This window comes from Sulfurimonas sp. (genome assembly GCF_023229105.1).
In the GTDB taxonomy this organism is placed as follows: domain Bacteria; phylum Campylobacterota; class Campylobacteria; order Campylobacterales; family Sulfurimonadaceae; genus Sulfurimonas.
In genome coordinates, this window is sequence record NZ_JALNZY010000005.1 from 24,508 (window position 1) to 47,527 (window position 23,020).

Genomic DNA, 23,020 nt, shown 5'->3' on the forward strand with positions numbered 1-23,020 from the left:
GTTAAACTATTGTAAAAGCAATATGATATCTCCAAAAGAAGCCAATGTTTAAAGCAATATTTACCAATAGTTTTGGAATTTTATTCTCAAGAATTCTGGGATTTTTCAGAGACCTTATGACAGCTTCGGCTCTTGGCGCAAATATTTACAGCGACATTTTCTTTGTAGCTTTCAAACTCCCAAATCTTTTTCGCCGCATCTTTGCAGAGGGCGCTTTTACACAAGCGTTTATTCCTGCTTACGCTCACTCAAACAACAAATCTCTTTTTTCAGCACATATTTTTTTAATTTTTCTCTCTGTTATTCTTGTTATAACTCTGCTTGTAAATATTTTGCCCTCCCTTGCAACGCAGGCAATCGCAGTAGGTTTTGATGCAAAAACAGTTGCGATTGCTTCGCCGCTTGTTGCTATAAACTTCTGGTACTTGCCTCTTATCTTTGGAGTTACTTTCCTTAGCGCGATGCTTCAATACAAGCGCCATTTTGCTACTACGGCATTCTCAACCGCTCTACTAAATATTTCTCTTATTTTAGCACTCTACCTCTCAGCAGAAAAAAGCCATGCAGAGATAGTTTACTATTTAAGTTTCGGTGTCGTTATAGGCGGTATTTTACAGCTACTCTCACATGTTATCGCCATCCATCAGCTCGGACTTTTAAAGCCTTTGTGCAGCGGATTTAAACACCTTGGAGCAAAAGCAGCTAAAATAAAAGAGGAGAGTAAAAAGTTTAAAAAGCAGTTTTTTCCTGCTATCTGGGGAAATTCCACCCCTCAAGTCAGCGCTTTTTTAGACACATTTTTAGCATCTTTTTTAGCATCAGGCTCTATCAGCTACCTCTACTATGCAAACCGCATATTTCAGCTTCCTCTTGCACTTTTTGCCATAGCAACCTCTATCGCACTTTTTCCAAGCATAGCAAGGTATATAAAAAACCATGACGAGAGAAAAGCAAGACTCTATATGGAGAAAGCTTTTTGGTTTTTGGCATATCTTCTTACAGCTAGCACTATCGGCGGCTATATACTAGCGCATGAGATTATCTGGCTTCTTTTTGAGAGAGGCTCCTTTAATGCCGCAGATACGGCTAACAGCGCATTTGTTCTTCAGATGTACATGATAGGACTTCTTCCTCTAGGGCTTCAAAAACTCTTTTTACTCTGGCTTTATGCAAGCGAGCAGCAGATGCGCGCCGCGAAGATAGCGACATTCTCTCTTGCTTTTTATATCATCTCTGCAATCACCCTAATCTCCTATATGGGAGCTGCTGGGTTGGCACTAGCAGGTACTATCGGGGGGTTTGCAGGATTTATCCTTACCGTTAAAGCTTTTGGCGTGAAAAACTTCTTTAGCATACTTGCACCAAAAAAAGTGCTCTACTTAATAGTCGGTTCTGTTTTATTTACGATTTTTATTGTTGTTTTGAAGGGTTTTATAGATAAATAAACAGAGTAGCTTTTGGCTACTCTACTGTAAAGTGTTGTTGTTTTAAAATTGTAAACTTCTTAGCATCCTCATTTTCTTCTAAATTAAGCTTTTTAAGAGCCTTTGGATTTACGACAAAGTATCCAAGCTGAACCTCGATTTTATCTCCACTTTTAAGAGCAGTCTCATAACTTATGCTTCTTTTTTCTTTACTCTTTAGCATTGAATCAACAAGAACTCTATTTGCAAGCCATGGCATTGAAGGTCCCTCTTCATTGCCTATTACCTTAACAAAAGAGTGCCTCTTTAATTGAGTAATATTGTTATTTTGTAAAAGATTTACTCTAAGTTCTACAACTCTAAGAGGATGAAGCATAAGGTCATGCGGGGCTTTGTTATCAATGGTTATCTCGAAGCCATTTGAGCTCTTTTTAAAATCCAAACCAACATACTCTGAGAGTAATTGAGGATTTTTTCTAGCTCCTGCAAACCCATGAAAAGAGTGTTTTTGAGTCTTTTTAATAGTTGTTGTCGTTCCCTCAACCTTTGGCATGTGACACGTTATGCAGTTCTCTTCTTTGTTTTTAGCGCCCTCTTTTGATGTTTCGCAAATCATAAACTCATTTGAATTTTGTCTATGTGAGTGACAGCCTAAGCACATTTTAGCATTTTGAAACTTCTCGTTAGTGTAGTCTATGTCATGATAAGGCGAACCTACACTGCTTTTGTTCATACCAAACAAAGAACTCTCTTTTTTATAAACTACCTTCTCGCCTTCTCTGCCGGCTTCTGTTGAGTAGAATGTTTTTTTGTCTTTGGAGTAAACATTTTTATTTACGCTTGCATGCTCTTCTACGTTCTTTATCGTGTGACAACTCACACATGTAATGCCCTCTTTAGCTTCCTCCTCATTTTTAGCATTTGGAATATGGCACTGAGCACACACATAATTATCTTTTGCTTTTAAAGGATGTATATCCCAGACTGCTTTATGGATTGCATCATCATATATGGAGGAGTTTTTATGCATTGAACCCTCAAACTCTTCAACTATAATCGGATGACACTTCTTGCATATTTGCGTTGCAGATTTTGCAAAAAGCAATGATGTTAAAACCAATGCCAGTAAAACTATCTTTTCCATATAAAATTTCCTTTTAATTATTATAAGTTGCAATCTTAACACTCATTAAAATTTAATGCTTGATTTGTATCAACAACTAAAGCCGCTTAAGTCTTTTCGTGTTAAAATACATCAAAAACAAAAATAATGAGGTAAATTATGCTTGTATCGCCGGATTTGCTAAAAAATAAGAAAATTCTCTTAGGAGTCACAGGCTCAATCGCTGCTTATAAAGCACTTGAACTTGTCAGATTGCTAAGTAAAGCAGGTGCGCAAGTTAAGGTCATAATGAGCGAAGCTGCCAAAAAGTTTGTAACTCCACTCTCCTTTGAAGCCCTTACTTCAAACAGAGTGCTCGATGACATAAACGAATCATGGGTTACCTCGCATAACCACATAAAAGCGGGCGAATGGGCAGATCTTCTAGTTATTGCTCCCGCAACCGCAAACACTGTAGCAAAACTCGCAAATGCTATAGCTGACAATATGCTCCTGCAGACTGCTTTAGCCTACCCACATCTAAAGATAATCGCTCCCTCTGCAAACACAAACATGATAAACAATCCTATAACAAAGGGCAATCTCAAAATGCTCTCTATTGCAAACTATGAGATAGTTGATACGCAGACAAAAGAGCTTGCATGTAAAACAGTTGGCGATGGCGCAATGGCTGAACCGCAGGAGATTTTTTGGCACTGCGCAAAGGCTCTGCTTAAAGAGGAGTTTTGGACGGACAGAAGAGTTATTGTAACTGGCGGAGGAACTGTTGAGAAGATAGATGAGGTTCGTTATATTTCAAATTTTTCAAGCGGAAAAATGGCTTCAGCTCTGGCAACTGCACTATACTGCAAGGGTGCAGATGTCAACCTTATATCTTCAAAGTTTGATAAAGATCTCCCGCTTGAGCTTTACACCATAGATACCCAAAGCTCTGCAGAGATGCTAGAGTATCTCAAAGACTCCGTTCGCATAGCAAAAAAGGCAAAGCTCTCAAAAGCAACACTTATGAAAGAGGAGCAGATTCATCTCATTCAAAAAAAACCCTATCTCTTTATGGTAGCAGCAGTAAGTGACTATGTTGCAGCATATCCGCAGGATGCTAAACTTAAAAAAGAGCATCTAGGAGATACGTGGGATCTGAAGCTTAAGCAAAATATTGACATCTTAAGCGAAATTGATAAAACCGATATTGTGACAATTGGCTTTAAAGCTGAAATGGATGAAGAAAATGCCGCAGCAAATGCTCTGAAAATGATAGAGGACAAAGGTGTTGATGCAGTTTGTTTGAATGTTTTAAAAAATTCATCAAGCTTTGGAACTGACACCAACGAGATAGAGTTTATACTTCCAAACAAGAGAGAGTTTATCGCCAAATCTGACAAACTCAGCGTATCCTTTGAAATCCTAGAACATGCAAAAAATATATGAATAGGGCAAGACATATAGCCATTATTATGGATGGTAACGGCAGATGGGCAAAGCTAAGAGAGCAAAAAAGAGCAAAAGGGCATGAAGCTGGTGCTAAAACAGTCAGAGCCATTACTGAATTTTGCTCACGAAATGAGGACATACAGAGATTGACTCTCTATGCTTTTTCAACAGAAAACTGGAAAAGACCTACTCTTGAAGTAGAATTTTTAATGAAACTTTTGCAAAAATATTTAGAAAACGAGCTTGAGAGTTACCTTCAAAACAACATAAGATTTGAGCCTATCGGCGATTTAAGAGCATTCTCAAAATCACTTCAACATACAATTCAAAACGTAAAAGAAAAAACTGCTCACTGTGACGGTTTGGTTCAATCTTTAGCACTCAATTACGGGGCTCATGATGAGATATTAAGAGCCATAAACAAGATTAAAAATTCTCAAGAGAGCATCACTAAAGAGATGCTTACAAATGCGCTTGATTGCAAGGATGACGTTGATTTGATTATTCGAACGGGCGGAGACAAAAGGCTCTCTAATTTTTTGCTTTGGCAAGCCGCTTATGCCGAGCTTTTTTTTACAGATACGCTTTGGCCTGATTTTACAACGGATGAACTTGAGAAAATCATAAAAGATTTTACAAAAATTGAGAGAAAATTTGGAGGGCTGAAGTAGTGGAACTCTTAATCGCTTTTATCCTCGGTTTACTGCTTGGTTCCTTCTTAAATGTCGTTATCTTAAGGCTTCCGCAAGATGAGAGCATAGTACATGATTTTTCTCACTGTCCTACCTGCAAAAACACTCTTAAACCTTGGCACAACATACCTCTTTTTTCATGGATATTTTTAAGAGGCAAATGTGCATTTTGCGGCTCAAAAATATCTTTTCAATACCCGCTAATTGAGCTAATCTCAGGTCTTGTATTTTTAGCTTTGGTAATCAAGTTTGGGTTAAATATTCCAATTCTGCTCATTGGATTTAGCTTTTTAACTCTTCTTGGAATCTCCATGATAGACTTCAAATATAAGATGGTTCCAGACTCTTTAAATCTTTTAGCTTTAGTATTTGCAATTCTTGGGGCTTGGAACATAAGCGGTGTTGTAATTAACTTTCAAAATGCGCTGCTATTTGCGGGTGGCTTTACATTGCTTCGGTTTGCCCTTTCCTACATGCTTACCGCATCAGCGCATAGAGATGCTAAAAAAACCATAACATCGTGGAGTAAAAATTACCACACCTACCCTTTTATAGAAGCTATGGGCGAAGGCGATATAATGGTTGGAGCTACTATGGGTGCACTTCTTGGAGTCAAGCTTGCACTTGTTGGGATTTTTTTATCGGCACTTTTAGCACTACCTGTTATGCTATTTGTCATGAAAGGCTCAAAAGAGCAGCAAAGAGTTCCTTTTGTACCATTTTTGGCGATTGCCACATTTGCAGTCTATCTATTTGACAGCCCAATTTTAAGATACATAGAGGCAAACTACTAATGAAAATATTGCAAAACTATATAAGAGAGTCTCTTTCAATCCTATTTTTATCTATATTTTTACCTCTTTTTTCGATTGCATCTGTAGTCTTTTTAATAAAAATGGCTACCTATACGGCAGTTATCCAGCTATCTATCTTGGAGATGAGCAAACTCTTTTTATTTATGCTGCCAGAGCTTCTTTTTTATACACTGCCAATCTCATTTTTTGTAGCTGCTACGCTTGCGCTTTTTAAGCTCTCAAACGACAATGAGATAGTTGTACTTTTTGCTCTTGGAATTCGTCCAAAGTTTATTTTAAAAACATTTTTTCTGCCTGCACTCCTTTTGTCGATAATATTGCTCTTTGATTTTTTGGTTCTTTTTCCACATGCGAAGGTGCTCTCAAATAATTTTATCTCTCATAAAAAAAGCGAAGCAAAATTTAATCTCTCAGCCTCAGAGTTTGGACATAAATTTGGCGAGTGGCTTCTATATATAGGAAAAGAAGATTTAGACGCAACATACTCTGATGTAATTTTGTTTAACAAAAAGCAAGACGAAGAGGTTCTCATAGGTGCTAAAAGAGCAAAAATAATAAATGATGCAGGAATTTTGAGACTCAAGCTTAGTGATGGGGAAGGATATAGCTACTCTGCGGAAAAATTTACGCAAATTAATTTTAAAACAATGTATATAAATGATACCCTAAAGACAAATCTTGATGAGTATCAAACGCCAATGCAATACTGGTTTCCAACAGAACCATCCGCTAAAACAACAAAAAAACTTGTTACAAACACTCTCTTTTCTCTCTTTCCGATTTTAAGTCTTTTTTTAATTGCGAGCATCGGGATTGTACATGTAAGACACCAAAAGGGGAAAGTTTATCTATATCTTTTTCTCTCCGTAATAATATATGATGCGCTTGTCGTTGGACTTCAGCTGGCTATATCCACATACACCGTACCTCTTTTGATTTTTGGCTGGCTGATAGCGACCTATATTATCTACAAAAAAACGATTGTTGCCAAATTTTAAATGAGAGCTGCTTTAACCCTTGCCTATAACGGCACAAATTTTTTGGGTTCTCAAACGCAAAAAAGCTCAAAAAACACTATTCTTGGGCAACTAGAACACGTGCTGCATCAACTCAATATAGATGCAAAAGTCATAGCAAGCGGAAGAACAGACAGGGGTGTTCATGCAAACGGACAAATTTGCCATGTTGATTTACCTGAGTTTTGGAGCGACCTAAAGAGACTAAAATCAGCTCTAAATGATATGCTTCCTTCCTCTATCCTTGTTAAAAAGATAGAGTCTGTAGATACTTCTTTTCATGCAAGATACAGCGCAAAAAAAAGAGTCTATAGATACATCATAAAAGAGTCTCAGAGCAATCCATTTGAAGAGAGTTTTGTGACTTTTTTAGAAGATGCGCATTTTTCAAAAATAGAGAAAAACATAAAGCTCTTCCTCGGCGAACATGATTTTGAGTTTTTTATGAAAAGCGGCAGTGATGTTAAAAATACAACCAGAGTAATCTACAGAGCCTTTGCATACAAACACAAGGGATATATAATCCTAAACTTTGAGGCTAACGGTTTCTTAAGAAGCCAGATTAGATTGATGGTAGGGGCACTTTTACAACTCGACTTCAAAGAGATAACAGAGCAACTCCAATGCAAAAAAAAGTACAAAATCAAGCCTGCTAAAAGCAACGGTCTGTTTTTAGCCAAAATTAAGTATTAACTCTATTTTACTGCCTCATCAATAGTGCAGAATTAGAGTATAATTCGAATAAATATTAGAGGATTTAATTTGCAGACATTTGGAATATTTTCAACAAGTTTTGATGTAGAATATTTAACTCAACACTACATCTATATACCTGAGGGCAACGAAATTATAGATGTGCCTCAGCTAGAAGAGCTTTTGGGTAAAAAACGCAAAACTGTAGCGGGCACCATCTTTTTATATAACCCTACTCTCTCTCCGGTTGGTTACAACACAAACTCTAAACTTGCTTCTCAAGGTTACGAGTTTGATGGCAAGTTTTGCGAACTAAATTTTGACAACAACTGTAACCTCTTTGCTTCTGCTATAAAAGATGGATACAGAGGCAAACTCATAGAGATAAAATATCTTTTCAATATAAACAGACCAAACATAGAGCCAACACCTATCCTAGAGGAGTTTGATGCAGACTTGGACAAATATACAAGTAATCAGCTCACAAGATATGACAAAGAACTCAACTATCACGACTATCTAAATATCCGCCTAAATGGTAAATTTGTCTTTTTTGGCTCAGGTAATAAGTTTGATAGACATCATAAAAACATTATCGCTTATGCCAGAAATTTATCAGCTCAGGCAAAAAAGCTCGATAAAGAGATAGCATTTATGTACGATAGTAATTATGACGTTATGGAGAGCCAAGAGGGAGCATATTTTCTACCTCCCGTGGCGACTGGCAAATTTAAAGATGTAAGAGCCAATGCCTTTAAAAAAGCATTCTCTAAATATCCTCCGCAAATCATAAAAACGTCATAAAATTTTAAAAAAAACTTAAAAAAGATATTTTTTAGCTTATTTTGCTATCATTACACTTCATTATATATAAAGCCAAACTTATTGTGAAATAGGGACGGAAAGTCACGAATCTTGTGTAATGCAAGATAGTCGGATTGCAACTTATTTATCATAAAACAACATATGTTTTTGATTCTTGCATCCGAAATTTATCAATAAGCTATTTGTCTATTTTTTTTAAGGAAATCATGTCTTATCTACTAAAAAGTTTAATTATAATATTTACGAAATTGGTTTTATAAAATGTCGCTGCAAAGACTAAAAACTCACGTAAAAACTATTATAGATACTCCTAGGGTTGACTTTAAATGGAGCAGTGAACATAACGAGGACTTACTCTGCTATTTAAGCGAAAATTTTGAATCTTCATCTTTGCTAAACAAAGAGGTTCAACAAGAGATAAAAAAGTCTATAAGAGAGCATTTTGAATCTATTGGATATACCATGTTCAAAATCACTGAAGATAAACTTTTTGTTAAACTCATTCCCTATAAAACAGAACCAAAAGATAGCGTAAACCTTGATGCAATCATAGATATAATAGATAAGAATGAAGAGTACATACAGTATAACTACAACGATAAAGATGATTTGATATGTCTTCAAAAAGAGTTAACACTTCAACTTACACATTTTGTAAACAAAATTAACAATGAAGAGATAAACAAAAAAGAGCTTTTAAAATATGCAGTTAAAGAAGCATTTGAGCTTCAAAAAAGCGATATTGTTATCATTAAAAACAATCAAACATTTATAAAATTATTTAGTGACTGCAATATCAGAAAAATTTCAGAAAAAGAAAAAAATACAATCGCAAACAGATACAACGGTATTGCAGAAAAGGAACTAAAATCATTTTATAACGATTTCTTTATAAAAGATGAAAATAAAAATTTCTTCTACTCTGTAGCAGAGCAGTTTGTAGATTTGTATATGCTTGAGAAAAAAATCGATAATTTTACCTATGAGAAATATGCATTTTCACTTATACAGTCGATTGTAACCGAAAATTTAACAAATACTTTTGGTCAAAACGATGATTTTTTCAAAGGATTTTCAGGATATATTTTTAGAATACACTTCAAAGAGGTGTTTATTCATATAACAAACCTAATACTATCAGAACTTAGCATTTCAAATAAATACATAATAGAATTTTTAAAATACTACTCATTAAATATAGTTGTTTTAGATGGACAAAAATACAAAGTTCCAGAGATTGAAGCTTCAAACAAAATGAAATGGAATGTTGCATCAATGATGTCAATTGTAAAAATATATGTAAAAACAGAGATATCACTTGATGCAACAATAGAGCAGAGACTAGAGCTTGAAGAGAAGATTTCAGAGCTTCTTGTAGGCTCTTTTTCACCTGTTGAATACAATGCCAAAATAGCAAAAGAGGTAGAAAAGATAGAACAAACTCTTATTTATGCTACAAAAAGATTAAATATATATGTTGATTCCCTTGATTCATCTAAAAATAGCGAAGAAGCCGGTAGTTTAAAAAATGACATAAGAGAAATTCAGCAAGAGATACAGATAAAAAAAGATGAAAAAGTCAAGCTGCTCTCAAAAATGGCAACCAAAGCTCAGTTACTTAAATATAACAATAAAAAAAGAGAGATAGACGCACTAAAGAGACAAGAGAGGAGAGATGAAAAGATTTTAGCACAAAACAAAACCGCTTATCTCTCTATTAGAAACTCTCTCTTAAAAGCGCTAACCTCAAAAAAAATACTCCTTGAAGATGCTTAAACGCTTACCTCTTTAATGTCTGCTATATTTAAAATACTTTTGTATATAGAAGCAACAAGAGATTTTCTGTTGTTACGTACAGACTCATCTTCGGCATTTACCATAACATCGTCAAAAAATTTGTCAAGTTCTGGTTTAAGTCCTAAAAGAGCATCAAGCTCCTCTTCGTATGAAGCATATTTAGCTCCACTAACTTCACTGTATCTTGCAAAAAGAAGCTCTTCTGCACTCTCTTGAAAAAGTTTTGCATCAACGCTAAATTTGCTAGACATATCAATATCTTTAGTGATATTTGCAACTCTTTTAAATGTTGAAAATGATTCGCCGAAGCCTTCACTACTAACCATATTCTCTAGTGCTTCTATTTTTTTACCTATTTTAAGAAGCTCTCTTTCGCCGCTTGAGAGTACGGCTTCTATGATAGAAGGATTTACTTTAAAGTATTGTCTTACTCTCTCTAAGAAAAACTGCTCAAGTTTTGAGATGTCAAATTTTACATACTCTTTACTCAAATACTTTAGAGTTTCGACAATATCAAACTCTAAGTTGTGCTCTTTTGTAATTCTTATAAGCCCATTTACCGCGCGGCGCAAAGCAAAAGGGTCACGCGAGCCTGTTGGAATTTGATTTACGCTAAAGAGACCCAAAAGAGTATCAAGCTTTAAACTCATAGCAACAATAGCGCTCATAGTCGTTGAAGGAAGTTTGCTATCTTCACCCTCGGGCAGATATTGCTCTTTTATGGCAATTGCCACTTCATCGCTCTCCCCTGCCACTTTAGCATAATAGTAACCCATAAGACCTTGAAGCTCCGTAAACTCATAAACCATCTCGCTCATTAAATCAGCTTTTGCAAGAGATATCGCACGAGTGAGCATCTCCTTGCTTGAATCTTTTGGCTTATACATGTCAAAAAGAGCATTAGCTATTTTTCTCTCTCGCTCTATCTTGTCAGCAACAGTTCCAAGTCCCTTCATAAACACAACTTTTTCAAGTCCCTCAGTGCTGAGTCCTTTTTTTAGGTCATTGTTATAAAAGAAAAGTGCATCTGCCAAGCGAGGACGCAAAACTTTCTCGTTGCCCTGTATAACTTTAGAAAAATCCTCTGTTAAAGCGTTTGAGACTACAACAAACTTGTTTATGAGTTTAGCATCTTTAAAAACGGGAAAATATCTTTGATGCTCTTTCATAGACGTGATGATAACTTCAGGTGGAAGCTCTAAAAAAGTTTCATCAAAGGTACCTAAAATCGCTCTAGGATGCTCAGCGATTGCCACGACTTCATCAAGTAAATCATTATCTATCTCTATGTTGACACTGTTTTGTTTTTCTAATCTCTTAAAATCATTTAATATATCCTCGCGCCTAACCTCTGGAAAAAGAGTTACTCCGCCCTCCTTAAGAGTCTCAAAATACTCCTTTGCGCTGTCAATTGCGACTGCACCAAAATTACTTGTACGGTGCACAAAAGTCTCTTTTTTTGATTTAACTCCAAAAAGTTCTATCTCTACAAGTTCGTCGCCAAAGAGTACATTTACCCAGCGAATCGGGCGAATAAAGCTCTCCTCTAGACTACCCCATCTCATGGATTTACCAAAGTCCAAAGATCTAATCCACTCGTTGATTATCTCATTCAAAAGCAAAACAGAAGACTTTCCTTTTAACTCTTTCTTATAGTAAAGAACCTCTTTTGCACCTTTTTGAGCAGAGCCTATCTCTTTAATATCTACGCCACATTTCTTTGCAAAACCAAGTGCTGCAGGAGTTGGCATCCCATCTTTGTACGCGACATCTATTGGCGCTCCAAAAAACTCCTCGCTACTGTCATCTTGCTCGGTCTTAAACTCCCTATGCCACAAAACCAAACGACGAGGAGTATAGTAAAATTCAAACTCGCATAGAAGTGAGTTTTTCTCTAAAATATCAGCATATTTTTTTTCAATGTTGCTTAACTCTTTTAAAAGTGGAATTGCAGGAAGCTCTTCAACCCCAATCTCAATTAGTAATGGTTTAATCATAAATAGACTCTTTATTTCAATATTATTGACGCGATTTTATCTATATTTTTGTTAAATACTTATAAAGTAGAGCCCTAAATTAAAGAAGTCTTAATCAAAACAGATAAACAATTAGTTATCTTTTTTGTAAATGACATTGTAGTTACAATACCGCTCAAACTTAAAATAAAAGGATCAAAAAATGCCAAAAATAAATCGTTACGTTGATATAGATACTGTTGAGAGAGAAAGTAAAAAAGATTATATAGACCGTCATTCACCATTTATCCACTGTGCGGATAGTGCTAAAGAGGGTGAGCTGTTTAGTATTACTGTAAAAATGGGAAATGAATACTCTCACCCTGATGATTTTGACCACTACATAGCTAATATGTCACTCTTTAATGGGGATGTACTTTTAGCTCGTGCTGATTTTACTCCTGGGACACTTGGAAATATAAAAGCTCATGCAACAGTAACATTTAACATCATTCCAACTGGGAGCAAACTAAAACTTACCGCTCAAGCATACTGCACAAAACACGGTGTTTGGGAATCAACTGAAAAAGTCGTAGAAGTAACTAAGTAGTTATAAACAGAGTGACCGCCGCTATAATAAGCGGCACAACTCGCAAGACTCTATTTTATCTCCTCAGCCATTGTATCTAGAGTAATAAAGAGTTCCTTTGAAGCTCTTTCTGCATCACCAAATGCCGCAATAATTTTATCTGCATTTTTAACAGAACCGTCTTTAATATAATCAGGGATAGTTCTAACTTTATCATGTACCGTTTTATGGATAGGGTCAATTTTGCCGTATGAAGCAGTTAAAGAAAATGACGCTTTTGCATCTCCCATATACCATTTACCAAATCTACAGCTTGTATGATCTGAGAATTTAAAGTTATGGTCATCCTTAAATACAGCACTGTATCCACTAAGTTTAAACGCAATATGGTCTAGTTTTGCAAGAGTAATAAAGAGCTCATTTGAGATTTTTTTATTTGCAAGCTGGATATCTTTTGCTCCATCTACTAATCCATGAAGACTTACGTTAAAAACATCAAGTTTTTCTAAAGATGTTGAAATTTCTTGATTCATATGCTCAGAAAACTCTTGCATATATGAGCTGTTTTGTTTTAAAAGATTTATATTTACCTCTACTTCATTCGTTGCTTTTTGCGTTCTCTCTGCAAGTTTGCGCACTTCATCTGCAACCACGGCAAAGCCTCTTCCATGTTCGCCTGCACGAGCTGCTTCTATAGCAGCATTAAGTGCGAGAAGATTTGTTTGATCGCTTATATCTTTAATGAGCGATATAACATTTGTTATCTCATTCACACTGCTGTTTAACTGCTCAGAATTTTCTCTACTACCTTGCATTTTTTCAGAAATACTATTTAAAGACATGACCATCTCGTCTGTAGATTTTTTCACATCTTCAACAACTATTTCAGTCTGCACATTTTTATCATTGATATCTTTTAAGGACGCCATGTTTGTTGACAAACCCACTTGAACACTTCCCACACCGGATGTTGCGCCATCGTTTAGAAGCTCAGTCAAGGAGAGGGTAAGTTTATTTGCTTCAAGACGTTCTTGATTCTCTTTTGACTCTTCTTGCGCTCTTTGCAAGTTCTCTCTGGAATCCTTGATGGCGTTATTAGCAACACAAGAGAGATGATTTGCAGATTGTTGAATAAAACCTATCTCATCCATTGCAGAGCCGGTAATTTTTTTTGAAAAATCTTTTGAGGAGACGATGTCATCTATCTCATCTTTAAAACGATTTATTCGTTTTGCCAAAGTGTTTGAAATATAGAAGCTGAAAAAAAGAACAAAACCTACGATAATCACACCTAACATAAGTCCAAAAAGCATACTATTAGATGCGCTATCTTCAAGCTCTATAATCTTTTCTCTTAGGCTTAAAGAGACTTTGTCTTCTACTTTTTTAAGCAAATCTATCTTTGAAGTAATAGTAGCGAACCAGTAAGTAGCATCAACGCCAAACCCTCCGTTTGGATTTTCAAGAGCAGTTTTTCTCATCTCTTGGACTTTACTTACCACCTCCGCACTCATTACTTGTGTATAAAATGCCGCAAGATCCTCAGGTGCTAAAAAGAGGAATTTATCCATAAATATCTCTTGTGCATTTAAAAGACCTATAAATCTTTCATAAAATCCTGGAGCAAATTTATCTCCTGAAAATGTCGAAGATAAAACCGCTCTCTCTAGCCCTGCTCTCTCTTTAGAAGCTAAAAGGTTCACAAAGGCGTTGATAAGATTGTTCATTTGAGCATTAGAGCTCATTTTTGCTATCTCTTCTATAGATGCTATAAAATCATTATTTGTTTTTGTATAGTAAACAACGGGGATGCTTACTGCAACACTTAGTGAATCCACCTGCTCTCTAATGCCTTTGAGCTTTTTAAGATTTTGGAGTGCATTTGCCATTTTAGATTTAAGCTCTTGGGAATATGCATCTAGAGCCATAGAGGAGTAGTAACTTTGAAGGTCGGCTAAAGTCTGATCCGTATCTTTGCGGATAGAACTCAGTTCTGAAGAAAATTTAGCTCCCTTAGAGCTGATAACTCCCGCTGATGCGCCTCTCTCTTTTTGAAGATTGTGTACAAGCGAGCTGCTCTTTTGAGCAAAGCCAACCATCTCTTGTATATGGTTTAAAGTTTTTACCTCTTTATAGCTTTTATAACTACCCATACCAAATAAAATTAATAAAACGGTAATAGGTACAGTAACTATGAGCGCCATCTTAAGTTTTATAGACATATTATGAATCATATCACACTCCCTCTTTTTTTTAAGTGTTAATTTTATCACATAAATGTTTTTTTTACTATGATACTTAAGTGTTTTTTTAATAAAATTTTAATTATTAGAAAAAATTATTTAGCCTTGCAAGGGGAGATAGACGGTTCATCAATGTAGAAGCCTTGAGAATAGTCAACTCCTAGTTTTTCTATAATGTCCCTTATGGTGCTTGTGTGAACATACTCTGCTATGGTTTTGATATTTAATTTTTTGGCAAATTCGACAATAGTTTGCACTACTAAAAGCGCATTTTTATCTATATCTATGTCTTTTACTAAAGAGCCGTCTATTTTTATAAAATCAACGTTCATCCTTGTCAAATATCCAAAGTTAGAATAACCGCTCCCAAAATCATCAATAGCTATTTGGGCTCCATATCTTTTGACCTCACTTATAAAGCGCTCAACTTTTTTAAAGTCCTCAACAGCATCTGATTCTAGCAGTTCAAAGATTACTCTGTTAGATGCTCTTGAATTTTTTAACTTTTTGACGATAAAATTGAAAATTTCACTGCTCATAATATCTTCGATAGAGAGATTTATGCTAAATTCAAATTCACTGTTTTCAAATGTTTCAAATGACTTGTCTATTATGGCTTTTGTTACGGTATTGTAAACTTTTATCCTCTTTGCAATAGGAATAAAAAGAGTCGGGGAGAGTATTTTTTCATTTTTATCTATAAGTCTAGCTAAACACTCATATTTTTTTATTTGCAGTGTTTTACTATCGACTATAGCTTGATAGTAGGGTACTATTCTTTGGTTTTCAACCGCTTCTCTTACGATTGCAGAGAGCTTTAAATTTCTCTCATACTCATTTTCAAAATTCATTCTATCTTCATATATCCAATATTTCACACCTATCTCTTTTGCATACCTTAATGCCATTGAAACTTTTGAAAATATATTTGCACTATCTCTATTTGTCGAAGATGCAAGCGTAAAATCAACATATATATTAATATCTTGATACTCCACTATAATATGCTGAAGCCTTGCATAAAGATCTTCAAGATACTCTTTTAGTTCATAAAAGCCCACTCCTTTGTCTATAATAAAGGCAAATTCATCTCCTGAGAGCTTATAGATATGATATTGGGGAATATTTTCTTGAAGAAATTTTGCCACTTTTTCAATAACGTAATCACCAACTATGTATCCGTAATAATTGTTGATTGTTTGAAAATTATCTATATTAAATACCACAAGAGCAAACTCTTTAAATTCATCTAAATCATTTCTTAGCTTATAAGTATTTGGCAAGTTAGTGAGATGGTCGGTAAAGTATCTACTGAAAAGTTTATTCCTGTACTCTTTTATACTACGCTCACTTTGCCCTGCTTGCATATAAAGTTCTTTAGCTATTTCATCGCTGATATCTTGTTGATTTATATCTTTTTTTAAGGAGTAGAGTGTCAATTGCGTATTTTTTTTATCATGATGCTTGAGCAGAACTATCTTGGCGTTTGGAAATAACCCATTTAACTCATTTTTCAAATTTTGCACCAAAACAGTGTTATGAATAAAAGAGACTATATGTATAAGAACATTTTCTCTCTTTGAATTTTCAATATTTTTAATGATTTTTTGAATTTCACTAGAAGACTTTAACTTAAAACTATCTACATCTAATATATTATTTTCAATACTCAATATTACTCTTTTAAAATATTTTTATCATTCTACCCCAAAGTTCATAAAGTAGATTTTAACCACTATTTTTATATACTCTCATCTCTTAAAATATCAAAAAAAGGTCACGGTTGAACTCTTTTCAGAATCTACTTCTTCTTCAGAATTTATATCGCCTCAAAGCCCTTGGATTTGAATACAGTGACTCATTTTCTATAAACAAGATAAGTTCAAATGAAAAATCTTATGATCTTAATACATTGAGTAAAAATATATCCACATGCCATCTGTGCGACTTAAACAAATCAAGGTCACAAAGTATGAGCGGTTATGGAAACCCAAATGCTACTCTTATGATTATAGACTATACGGTCTCTTATAGTGAAGATACTGCAAACTCCTACTTTTGCGGAAGAAGTGGCGAGATGCTAAAAGATATGATAGAAAATGTTTTAGAGTTACGTCTGCAAGATGTCTACTTTACGCATGCTATAAAATGCAAACCTTTACACTCAAATACTCCATCAAGTTCAGAGTGGGATTCATGCAAAGATTACCTCTTTTCACAGATAGAATTTGTAAAACCAAAAGTTGTTGTTACTTTAGGAAAGGATGCTTATGCTAAAGTTACATCCGAAGATGAAAATTTTCAACGAGTAAGAGGTCATGTTATAAACTTTAAGGATTACATGTTGATTCCTATTTATCATCCAAATCATCTTCTTAGAAATCCAGATGATAAAAAGGTAACATTCAATGATCTCAAAACCATAAAGAGTTGTCTATGAAAAAATTATATTTATTTGCGATGCTGTTGCCTGCACTACTTTGTGCAAAGAGTTTTCTCATATCAGACATCCCTCTTCCAAAAACAGATGTACAAAATCTAGACCCCTACCCATGTAATAAAGAGTGCTTGCAAGAACATCTTGAAAATGGGCATATCTTCTCCTTTTTAGCCCACGCAAATCAGAGGCTTGAAGATGATGTTTTAGAAGCAAGAAGAGAAGAGTATTTGGCAATATTCAATATTAAGAAAATTCTTACCGGAAGTAAACTTCGTATTGCCCTACTTCTGCCATATAAAAAAATAGGAAGATATGCAGCTTCAACAACAAACGCTTCGTTTGCCTACATGATGTCAAAAAACCGTCCTTTTGAACTAAAGAGTTATACAATAGAGGACGAAAGCCATGAGGAGATTTTAAAAGTGCTAAAGCAGATAAAAAAAGATGGCTTTTCCTATGTTATTGCGCCGCTAACTCAAGATGGTGAAGCGGTTGTCTCAAACATAAATCCAGATATCAATATATTTTTTCCAACCATAAACAAAAAAGACACAAAAACTACTTCAAGCTACCTTAACTATGGAGGGATAGATTACAAAGCCCAAACCGATCTGCTTTTAAATGAGTCAGTATCACCGCTAATTATATTTTATGACGAATCAACAATCGGAGTACAGTTGTCAAAATATCAGGAGTATGCTTTTGTACACAAAGGCTCTCAAGATAAAAGCATAAGCTTAAGCTCCCCTACTCCCAAGAAGAAGCCTGTAGTTATAAAATTCTCCATTCCGCAGGAAACGACAAATCTCCAAAAGCAGCTAAAAGAGAACAAGGAGATAAACGAAGGCTCTTTTTTCATAAACACTCCCATCGTAAAAAGCGGTATGATAATATCTCAACTTACTCTTTATGACACAAATGCCACAAGCATACTCTCTACGCAGACAAATTATAACCCGCTGCTCTTCTCTCTAACGCAGTATCATGACAGAAAGAACATGATAATTGCAAACTCAATTACACAAAATAAGGATGTTTTGATTGAGACAAATTCCCTCTTAGGAAATGATATAGTTTATGATTGGATAAACTACACGACAACTGTAGGAATTGACTACTTTTCTCATCTCATAAGTGGAGAAAATCGAGAGTACGATATACAAAACATTAACAATCAAATGATATATCCCATAAACCTGCTTAAGCCATCAGTATCAAGATTTATACCTTTTTGACTAGCTTGTAAAGAGTGAAGCAATTAGCTCCTCGACATTTTTTGTAATCTTTTGAGGGTTTCCCTCGAAGTTTATATATGCCAAAGTTATATGTAGCTCAAATATCTTTTTTTCATCCCTATAGATGCTCTGCGACAACTTAAATGAAGCCGCTCTCATCTCTAGAAATTTCGTCTTTACCTGTAGCATATCACCGAGCTTTGCACTAGAGATATAATCTGCCTCCACCCTTCTAGCCACAAAGTGACCGTTTTGTAAAACCGGAGTTAACCCAACTCTAAAAAAAGCTTCACTCCTTGCACGCTCACAAAAATTGAGGTAGTTGGAGTGATAAACCACTCCCCCAGTATCCGTATCTTCGTAATAAACTCGTATTTGCACCTTGAAACCCTTATATTATTGAACTTTTGCATTTTTTATATAAATATAATTTCATTTATAAATTGCCTTTCATTTTATCTAAAAGCTAGTAAGAAAGTATAAGTAATAATCATTAAAACAATCTTTTTTACCAATCACAATAAGCTCTGCATCAATATGATATAACACTGCCTTGAGAGACTTTGATTAAGGCTTGAATGTTTACAAAAGTAAATTTTGATACTATAATGAAATCGCTTTTTTTAAGCACCTATACTATTTTTTATATAAGGTATTTTACATGAAGATAGACGGTCGTTTTTGGTTAACAAAAGATAATGAGAGCTTTTTAGGTTCAGGAAGAATTGAGCTTTTAAAAAAGATACAAAACAGCGGTTCTATAAATGCAGCGGCTAAAGAGATGAAGATGAGCTATAAAGCGGCTTGGGAACGTATAAACTCTATGAACAAGCTTGCAGATGAACCGCTTATCACAAGAACGACTGGAGGAAAAGGCGGAGGCGGGACGACTCTTACTCCTTATGCGTATAAACTTATAAAGACTTACGACCGCCTAAACGAGGTACATCGCCAATTCATAGATCGTTTTACAGAAGCAGGCGATGATGCGGAGCATTTGGCGAGAATATTAAACAGAACCTTTTTGACCACAAGTGCTAGAAACCAACTTCCCTCTACTATACAGAGTATAAAATTCAATGGTTTAAACGCAGATATAGAGCTCTCTCTTTTTAGAGGTTGCTCTTTAACTTCGACTATAACGGCAAAATCAACAAAAAATATGGGACTACATACAGAGAGTAAGGTATATGCTATCATAAAGTCAAGCGATATTCTCATCCTAAACGAAGCCCCTATTTCAAGTAAAAATATAAATATCCTCGATGGAAATATCGAGTTTATAGAGATATCTCAAGAGTCGATAGAACTCTCTTTTAGGATAAATGAAAATATAGTGCTTATTGCTCTTTTAGCTAAAGAGAGTGCCACTTCTTTAAAAATAGGCTCTAAAGCTTACGCTCTAATCAACACCAATGATATTATAATAGGCTTATAATCTTCGATTAAATAAAACTTTAAGAATTATTAGATTAACATTCGTTATGCTTTATGAGATATAACGAATGTTTCATAAAAATATTTAAAGGAGTGAATGGCTATGCTTTTTATATATATCGTTATATCACAAAAGATACAAAACCTCTCTTTCTTTAAATTAAAGACATTATCAAACTATAAAAAAACTCTTCAGAAGATAGTGCAGAAAATTAGCGCACTATTTTCTGAGGCGTTTACGCCTCAAAAACCTAGCGAACACTTTTTTTATGTGCCCTACAGAATTAAGCTACCCTCTTTTTTCTCTCTAACTTCTCTTGTTAAATGTCCAAAACAAGCTACATATACAAAGCTAAAAGTTGTTTCGCTAGATTTATATATATTTTTAAAATATATAAAAATCATAATCAGGAAATTAATATGTTAAAAAAACTTACCTACTTTTTTTGCCTACTTAGGTTTTAGATGAATTATACAAAAGAGATAAAATATCTATCTGTTGCAATGCTATTTTTGGTGCTTTTAGCGCTGTTTTCTCTCTTTTGGGGGCAGTATGATATTGAGATATCTACGTTTATGAACTATTTGGATTATAAACTTTTTTTAAATGAGCAAAGCGATACTCAATCTTTTGCATTAATAGAAAATATTATCTTCAATATCAGGCTCCCACGCATACTCCTAGCCATCCTTATCGGCGCAGCACTTGCTACTAGCGGAGCAGTTTTTCAAGCTATGTTTGTAAATCCTCTTGTCTCTCCGGGTATCTTAGGCGTACTCGCTGGGGCATCTTTTGGCGCAGCTTTAGGGATGCTTATCTCTGAGCATTGGTATATTGTGCAGATAGTAGCATTTGGATTTGGGTTTATATCTGTAGGTTTTGCCGTGCTTATCGGCTCCATGGTAACAAACTCCCGCTCTACCGTGATGCTTGTTCTTGGCGGCGTTATAAGCGGCTCTTTATTTACCTCTCTTTTATCCGTTATCAAATATGTTGCAGACCCTTACAGCACCCTGCCTGCCATAGTTTACTGGCTTATGGGCTCGCTTGCTATGGCGCAGTTAAATGAGGTTTTTCTTGTAGCAATTCCTATTTTGATAAGTATCACTGGGATGATATTTATGAGCAAATATTTCGACCTTATGAGCTTAGGAGATGAAGAGGCAAAAGCACTTGGCGTAAATGTAAAACTTATACGCATCATAGCTATCATACTTGCGACATTGGCTAGTTCTTTGTCAGTTGTTATGGCTGGGATTATCGGTTGGGTTGGGTTAATCATACCGCACATTATCCGCATGGCAGTTGGTCCTTCTCATCGTCTGCTCATTCCTCTCTCAGCGATTGTTGGAGGCGCTTTTTTGCTTCTTGCTGATGCTATTTCACGGCTTGCTCTTAGCGTTGAGATACCTATTGGGATTTTAACTTCACTCATTGGGATACCTATTTTTATCATAGTTCTCAAAAATGCGAGGGCAGCATGGAACTAAAGCCTCTTATCGATGTAAAAAATTTGCATTTTTCATACAAAACACACAAAATCTTATCAGGCGTAGATTTAAAACTCTACAAAGGTGAAGTCGTCTCCTTGCTTGGACCAAACGGATGCGGAAAAAGTACGCTCATAAAGCTTATCTTAAAACTCCTATATGGAAGTGGCGATATTTTGATAAACGACAAAACTATAACAAACCATTCGCATAGAGATATAGCCTCTTATATTGCCTATATTCCGCAGTATAACAACACTCCTTTTAACTACTCCGTCATGGAGATGGTACTTATGGGGAGAATCTCAAAACTTGGCTTTTTTGCCCTTGCTAGTGCGAATGATTACGAAGTAGCAAACAAAGCACTCCAAAAAATAGGTATTTGGCATCTTAAGGATAAAGCTTTTGGGCAGCTAAGCGGCGGACAAAAACAGATGGTTCTGCTTGCTCGCTCTATTGCTCAAGAGGTCAATATTTTTATCATGGATGAGCCTGTTGCAGGGCTTGATTATGGCAATCAGATAAGACTTTTAGAGCTTATAAATGAGTTGAGTGCGCAGGGATATACATTTTTAAAAACAACTCACTACCCTGACCATGCACTTTTAATATCAAGCCGAGTAGTGGTTATAAACGGCGGTAAAATCATAGCAGACGGTGCGCCACATAAGGTAATTACAAAAGAGATGATTCAAGATGTTTACTCAATCAATGCAGACATTATCACACACGATTCACACAAAAGATGTGTTCCGATTTTTCAAAAAACTATATAAAAACAGAGGATTTTAAAATGGATTTACTATTTGAGGATGCAGGTTATTTTGACTTAACTACCTATGGGCTAGGCATTGGCGAGAAAAAGGGTGTTATGAGCTTTGCATCAAAAGCAGAGATTGTGCTTTGTGGAGTTGATGAAGTTAGAGGTATTTTAAATAAACTTGAAATTAAACACACCTTTTTCAAGAAAAACGGCGATAAAGTTATGGCTCAAGAGGCAATCTTAGAGTGCAAAGCAGAGGCTTCAAAACTTCATAAAGCGTGGAAAATCTCCCAAAATATTTTTGAGTACATGAGCGGTATCGCAACCTATACTCACAAAATGGTTACTCTAGCTAAAGAGGTAAACCCAAATATAAGCGTCTCAACTACTAGAAAAAACTTCCCCGGAGTCAAAGAGCTTATGCTAAAAGCTATCATGTGCGGTGGCGGAGCGCCCCATAGAATTGGGCTTTTTGACTCTATTTTGATATTTGAACAGCATCTAAACTTTTTTAGTGATAAAGCGGAGTTGGAAAAAAGCTTCAAAAAATTAAAGTATGCCTTTATAGAGAAAAAAGTCGCTGTTGAAGTTGAGAGTCCCCAGCAAGCCCGCTACTTTGCATCTATTGGTGCTGACATACTTCAATGTGAAAAGATGAATTTTACTCTATTAAAAGAGTGTGTGGCACTAAAAAAAGAGTTTCCTTATCTTTTGCTCTCTGCAACTGGCGGAATTCATGAGAAAAATATCGCTGAGTTTGCAAGGTGCGGAGTTGATTTTATAGTCACTTCTTCGCCCTACCATGCAAAACCTCTTGATATTAAAGTCACTATAAAAGAGGTATTATGAAGAGAAGATTTATAAAACTCAAAAGCTTTTTTGGCTCTAGCATCATTGGAACACTTGGCGGACTTATAGGACTTGGTGGAGCAGAATTTAGATTACCGTTTTTAGTAGGTATCCTTAAAATTGATACGCTCCATGCCATCATACTAAATCTCTCTATCTCTCTTGTAACAGTTTTCTTTGCGCTTATTTTTAGAGGAGTTGA

General features: G+C 35.3%; 20 protein-coding genes, 1 pseudogene and 1 riboswitch. Of the genes and pseudogenes, 16 read left to right on the top strand and 5 right to left on the bottom strand.

What is annotated here, in order from left to right:
• The first annotated feature begins 44 nt into the window (after nt 1–44).
• Nucleotides 45–1,445, top strand: a complete 1,401-nt coding sequence (gene murJ, locus M0Q17_RS01420; protein WP_295082540.1) for a murein biosynthesis integral membrane protein MurJ — start codon at nt 45–47, stop codon at nt 1,443–1,445.
• Nucleotides 1,446–1,461: 16 nt separating this feature from the next.
• On the opposite strand, the gene M0Q17_RS01425 is transcribed toward murJ, so the two are convergent.
• Nucleotides 1,462–2,568 carry a multiheme c-type cytochrome gene (locus tag M0Q17_RS01425; protein ID WP_295082542.1) on the bottom strand — a complete coding sequence of 369 codons (1,107 nt, stop codon included), beginning with the start codon at nt 2,566–2,568 and terminating at the stop codon, nt 1,462–1,464.
• A gap of 138 nt (nt 2,569–2,706) precedes the next feature.
• On the opposite strand from M0Q17_RS01425, the gene coaBC reads away from it, so the two are divergent.
• The 7 genes from coaBC to M0Q17_RS01460 all read left to right on the top strand — a co-directional run bounded on the left by coaBC (nt 2,707) and on the right by M0Q17_RS01460 (nt 9,795).
• A complete protein-coding gene (gene coaBC, locus M0Q17_RS01430) occupies nt 2,707–3,975 on the top strand; it encodes a bifunctional phosphopantothenoylcysteine decarboxylase/phosphopantothenate--cysteine ligase CoaBC (RefSeq protein ID WP_295082544.1) in 1,269 nt (422 codons plus the stop codon).
• Nucleotides 3,972–4,649, top strand: a complete 678-nt coding sequence (locus M0Q17_RS01435; protein ID WP_295082546.1) for a di-trans,poly-cis-decaprenylcistransferase — start codon at nt 3,972–3,974, stop codon at nt 4,647–4,649. The genes coaBC and M0Q17_RS01435 overlap by 4 nt, the downstream gene beginning before the upstream one ends.
• The gene (locus M0Q17_RS01440; protein WP_295082548.1) at nt 4,649–5,464 is read left to right on the top strand and encodes an A24 family peptidase; all 816 of its coding nucleotides are present in this window, start codon (nt 4,649–4,651) and stop codon (nt 5,462–5,464) included. Before M0Q17_RS01435 ends, M0Q17_RS01440 begins: the two co-directional genes overlap by 1 nt.
• A complete protein-coding gene (locus tag M0Q17_RS01445) occupies nt 5,464–6,483 on the top strand; it encodes an LptF/LptG family permease (protein WP_295082550.1) in 1,020 nt (339 codons plus the stop codon). Before M0Q17_RS01440 ends, M0Q17_RS01445 begins: the two co-directional genes overlap by 1 nt.
• Nucleotides 6,484–7,194 carry a tRNA pseudouridine(38-40) synthase TruA gene (gene truA, locus M0Q17_RS01450; protein ID WP_295082552.1) on the top strand — a complete coding sequence of 237 codons (711 nt, stop codon included), beginning with the start codon at nt 6,484–6,486 and terminating at the stop codon, nt 7,192–7,194.
• A gap of 69 nt (nt 7,195–7,263) precedes the next feature.
• Nucleotides 7,264–7,998: a hypothetical protein gene (locus tag M0Q17_RS01455; RefSeq protein WP_295082554.1), complete on the top strand. Its 735-nt coding sequence runs from the start codon at nt 7,264–7,266 to the stop codon at nt 7,996–7,998.
• Nucleotides 7,999–8,059: 61 nt separating this feature from the next.
• Nucleotides 8,060–8,140: riboswitch (cyclic di-GMP riboswitch) on the top strand.
• A gap of 140 nt (nt 8,141–8,280) precedes the next feature.
• The gene (locus tag M0Q17_RS01460; RefSeq protein ID WP_295082556.1) at nt 8,281–9,795 is read left to right on the top strand and encodes a hypothetical protein; all 1,515 of its coding nucleotides are present in this window, start codon (nt 8,281–8,283) and stop codon (nt 9,793–9,795) included.
• Here the strand turns inward: M0Q17_RS01460 and glyS are convergent.
• Nucleotides 9,792–11,813: a glycine--tRNA ligase subunit beta gene (gene glyS, locus M0Q17_RS01465; protein ID WP_295082558.1), complete on the bottom strand. Its 2,022-nt coding sequence runs from the start codon at nt 11,811–11,813 to the stop codon at nt 9,792–9,794. The genes M0Q17_RS01460 and glyS overlap by 4 nt on opposite strands.
• A gap of 181 nt (nt 11,814–11,994) precedes the next feature.
• Here glyS and M0Q17_RS01470 point away from each other — a divergent pair, with 181 nt between their 5' ends.
• A complete protein-coding gene (locus tag M0Q17_RS01470) occupies nt 11,995–12,381 on the top strand; it encodes a class II SORL domain-containing protein (protein ID WP_295082560.1) in 387 nt (128 codons plus the stop codon).
• Nucleotides 12,382–12,431: 50 nt separating this feature from the next.
• On the opposite strand, the gene M0Q17_RS01475 is transcribed toward M0Q17_RS01470, so the two are convergent.
• Together M0Q17_RS01475 and M0Q17_RS01480 are read right to left on the bottom strand one after the other, a co-directional pair.
• Nucleotides 12,432–14,594, bottom strand: coding sequence for a nitrate- and nitrite sensing domain-containing protein (locus M0Q17_RS01475; protein ID WP_295082562.1), 2,163 nt, complete (start codon nt 14,592–14,594; stop codon nt 12,432–12,434).
• Nucleotides 14,595–14,698: 104 nt separating this feature from the next.
• Nucleotides 14,699–16,276: a bifunctional diguanylate cyclase/phosphodiesterase gene (locus M0Q17_RS01480; protein WP_295082564.1), complete on the bottom strand. Its 1,578-nt coding sequence runs from the start codon at nt 16,274–16,276 to the stop codon at nt 14,699–14,701.
• A gap of 110 nt (nt 16,277–16,386) precedes the next feature.
• Between M0Q17_RS01480 and M0Q17_RS01485 the strand changes: the two genes are divergently transcribed.
• Entirely contained in the window at nt 16,387–17,043 is a 657-nt protein-coding gene (locus M0Q17_RS01485) for a uracil-DNA glycosylase (RefSeq protein WP_295082565.1), read from the top strand.
• Entirely contained in the window at nt 17,040–18,278 is a 1,239-nt protein-coding gene (locus tag M0Q17_RS01490; RefSeq protein WP_295082567.1) for a hypothetical protein, read from the top strand. Before M0Q17_RS01485 ends, M0Q17_RS01490 begins: the two co-directional genes overlap by 4 nt.
• On the opposite strand, the gene M0Q17_RS01495 is transcribed toward M0Q17_RS01490, so the two are convergent.
• Nucleotides 18,279–18,659 carry a YbgC/FadM family acyl-CoA thioesterase gene (locus M0Q17_RS01495; protein ID WP_295082569.1) on the bottom strand — a complete coding sequence of 127 codons (381 nt, stop codon included), beginning with the start codon at nt 18,657–18,659 and terminating at the stop codon, nt 18,279–18,281.
• A gap of 280 nt (nt 18,660–18,939) precedes the next feature.
• On the opposite strand from M0Q17_RS01495, the gene M0Q17_RS01500 reads away from it, so the two are divergent.
• The 5 genes and pseudogenes from M0Q17_RS01500 to M0Q17_RS01520 form a co-directional block, all read left to right on the top strand.
• On the top strand, nt 18,940–19,716 hold the full coding sequence (locus M0Q17_RS01500) for a TOBE domain-containing protein (RefSeq protein ID WP_295082571.1): 777 nt from the start codon (nt 18,940–18,942) through the stop codon (nt 19,714–19,716).
• 464 nt (nt 19,717–20,180) lie between these two features.
• Nucleotides 20,181–21,206 (top strand): iron ABC transporter permease, encoded by a 1,026-nt coding sequence (locus tag M0Q17_RS01505; RefSeq protein ID WP_295082573.1) that lies wholly within the window; start codon nt 20,181–20,183, stop codon nt 21,204–21,206.
• Nucleotides 21,197–21,982, top strand: coding sequence for an ABC transporter ATP-binding protein (locus M0Q17_RS01510; RefSeq protein ID WP_295082574.1), 786 nt, complete (start codon nt 21,197–21,199; stop codon nt 21,980–21,982). The genes M0Q17_RS01505 and M0Q17_RS01510 overlap by 10 nt, the downstream gene beginning before the upstream one ends.
• Nucleotides 21,983–21,999: 17 nt before the next feature.
• Nucleotides 22,000–22,818 (top strand): ModD protein, encoded by an 819-nt coding sequence (modD, locus tag M0Q17_RS01515; protein WP_295082576.1) that lies wholly within the window; start codon nt 22,000–22,002, stop codon nt 22,816–22,818.
• Nucleotides 22,815–23,020: pseudogene (locus tag M0Q17_RS01520) on the top strand (hypothetical protein); the annotation flags it as partial. The gene modD and the pseudogene M0Q17_RS01520, both read left to right, overlap by 4 nt.

Coding starts and splice junctions, on each gene's coding strand:
- murJ (WP_295082540.1), top strand. CDS start 45: ATGTTTAAAGCAATATTTACCAATAGTTTTGGAATTTTATTCTCAAGA.
- M0Q17_RS01425 (WP_295082542.1), bottom strand. CDS start 2,568: ATGGAAAAGATAGTTTTACTGGCATTGGTTTTAACATCATTGCTTTTT.
- coaBC (WP_295082544.1), top strand. CDS start 2,707: ATGCTTGTATCGCCGGATTTGCTAAAAAATAAGAAAATTCTCTTAGGA.
- M0Q17_RS01435 (WP_295082546.1), top strand. CDS start 3,972: ATGAATAGGGCAAGACATATAGCCATTATTATGGATGGTAACGGCAGA.
- M0Q17_RS01445 (WP_295082550.1), top strand. CDS start 5,464: ATGAAAATATTGCAAAACTATATAAGAGAGTCTCTTTCAATCCTATTT.
- truA (WP_295082552.1), top strand. CDS start 6,484: ATGAGAGCTGCTTTAACCCTTGCCTATAACGGCACAAATTTTTTGGGT.
- M0Q17_RS01460 (WP_295082556.1), top strand. CDS start 8,281: ATGTCGCTGCAAAGACTAAAAACTCACGTAAAAACTATTATAGATACT.
- glyS (WP_295082558.1), bottom strand. CDS start 11,813: ATGATTAAACCATTACTAATTGAGATTGGGGTTGAAGAGCTTCCTGCA.
- M0Q17_RS01470 (WP_295082560.1), top strand. CDS start 11,995: ATGCCAAAAATAAATCGTTACGTTGATATAGATACTGTTGAGAGAGAA.
- M0Q17_RS01475 (WP_295082562.1), bottom strand. CDS start 14,594: ATGATTCATAATATGTCTATAAAACTTAAGATGGCGCTCATAGTTACT.
- M0Q17_RS01490 (WP_295082567.1), top strand. CDS start 17,040: ATGAAAAAATTATATTTATTTGCGATGCTGTTGCCTGCACTACTTTGT.
- M0Q17_RS01500 (WP_295082571.1), top strand. CDS start 18,940: ATGAAGATAGACGGTCGTTTTTGGTTAACAAAAGATAATGAGAGCTTT.
- M0Q17_RS01505 (WP_295082573.1), top strand. CDS start 20,181: ATGAATTATACAAAAGAGATAAAATATCTATCTGTTGCAATGCTATTT.
- M0Q17_RS01510 (WP_295082574.1), top strand. CDS start 21,197: ATGGAACTAAAGCCTCTTATCGATGTAAAAAATTTGCATTTTTCATAC.
- modD (WP_295082576.1), top strand. CDS start 22,000: ATGGATTTACTATTTGAGGATGCAGGTTATTTTGACTTAACTACCTAT.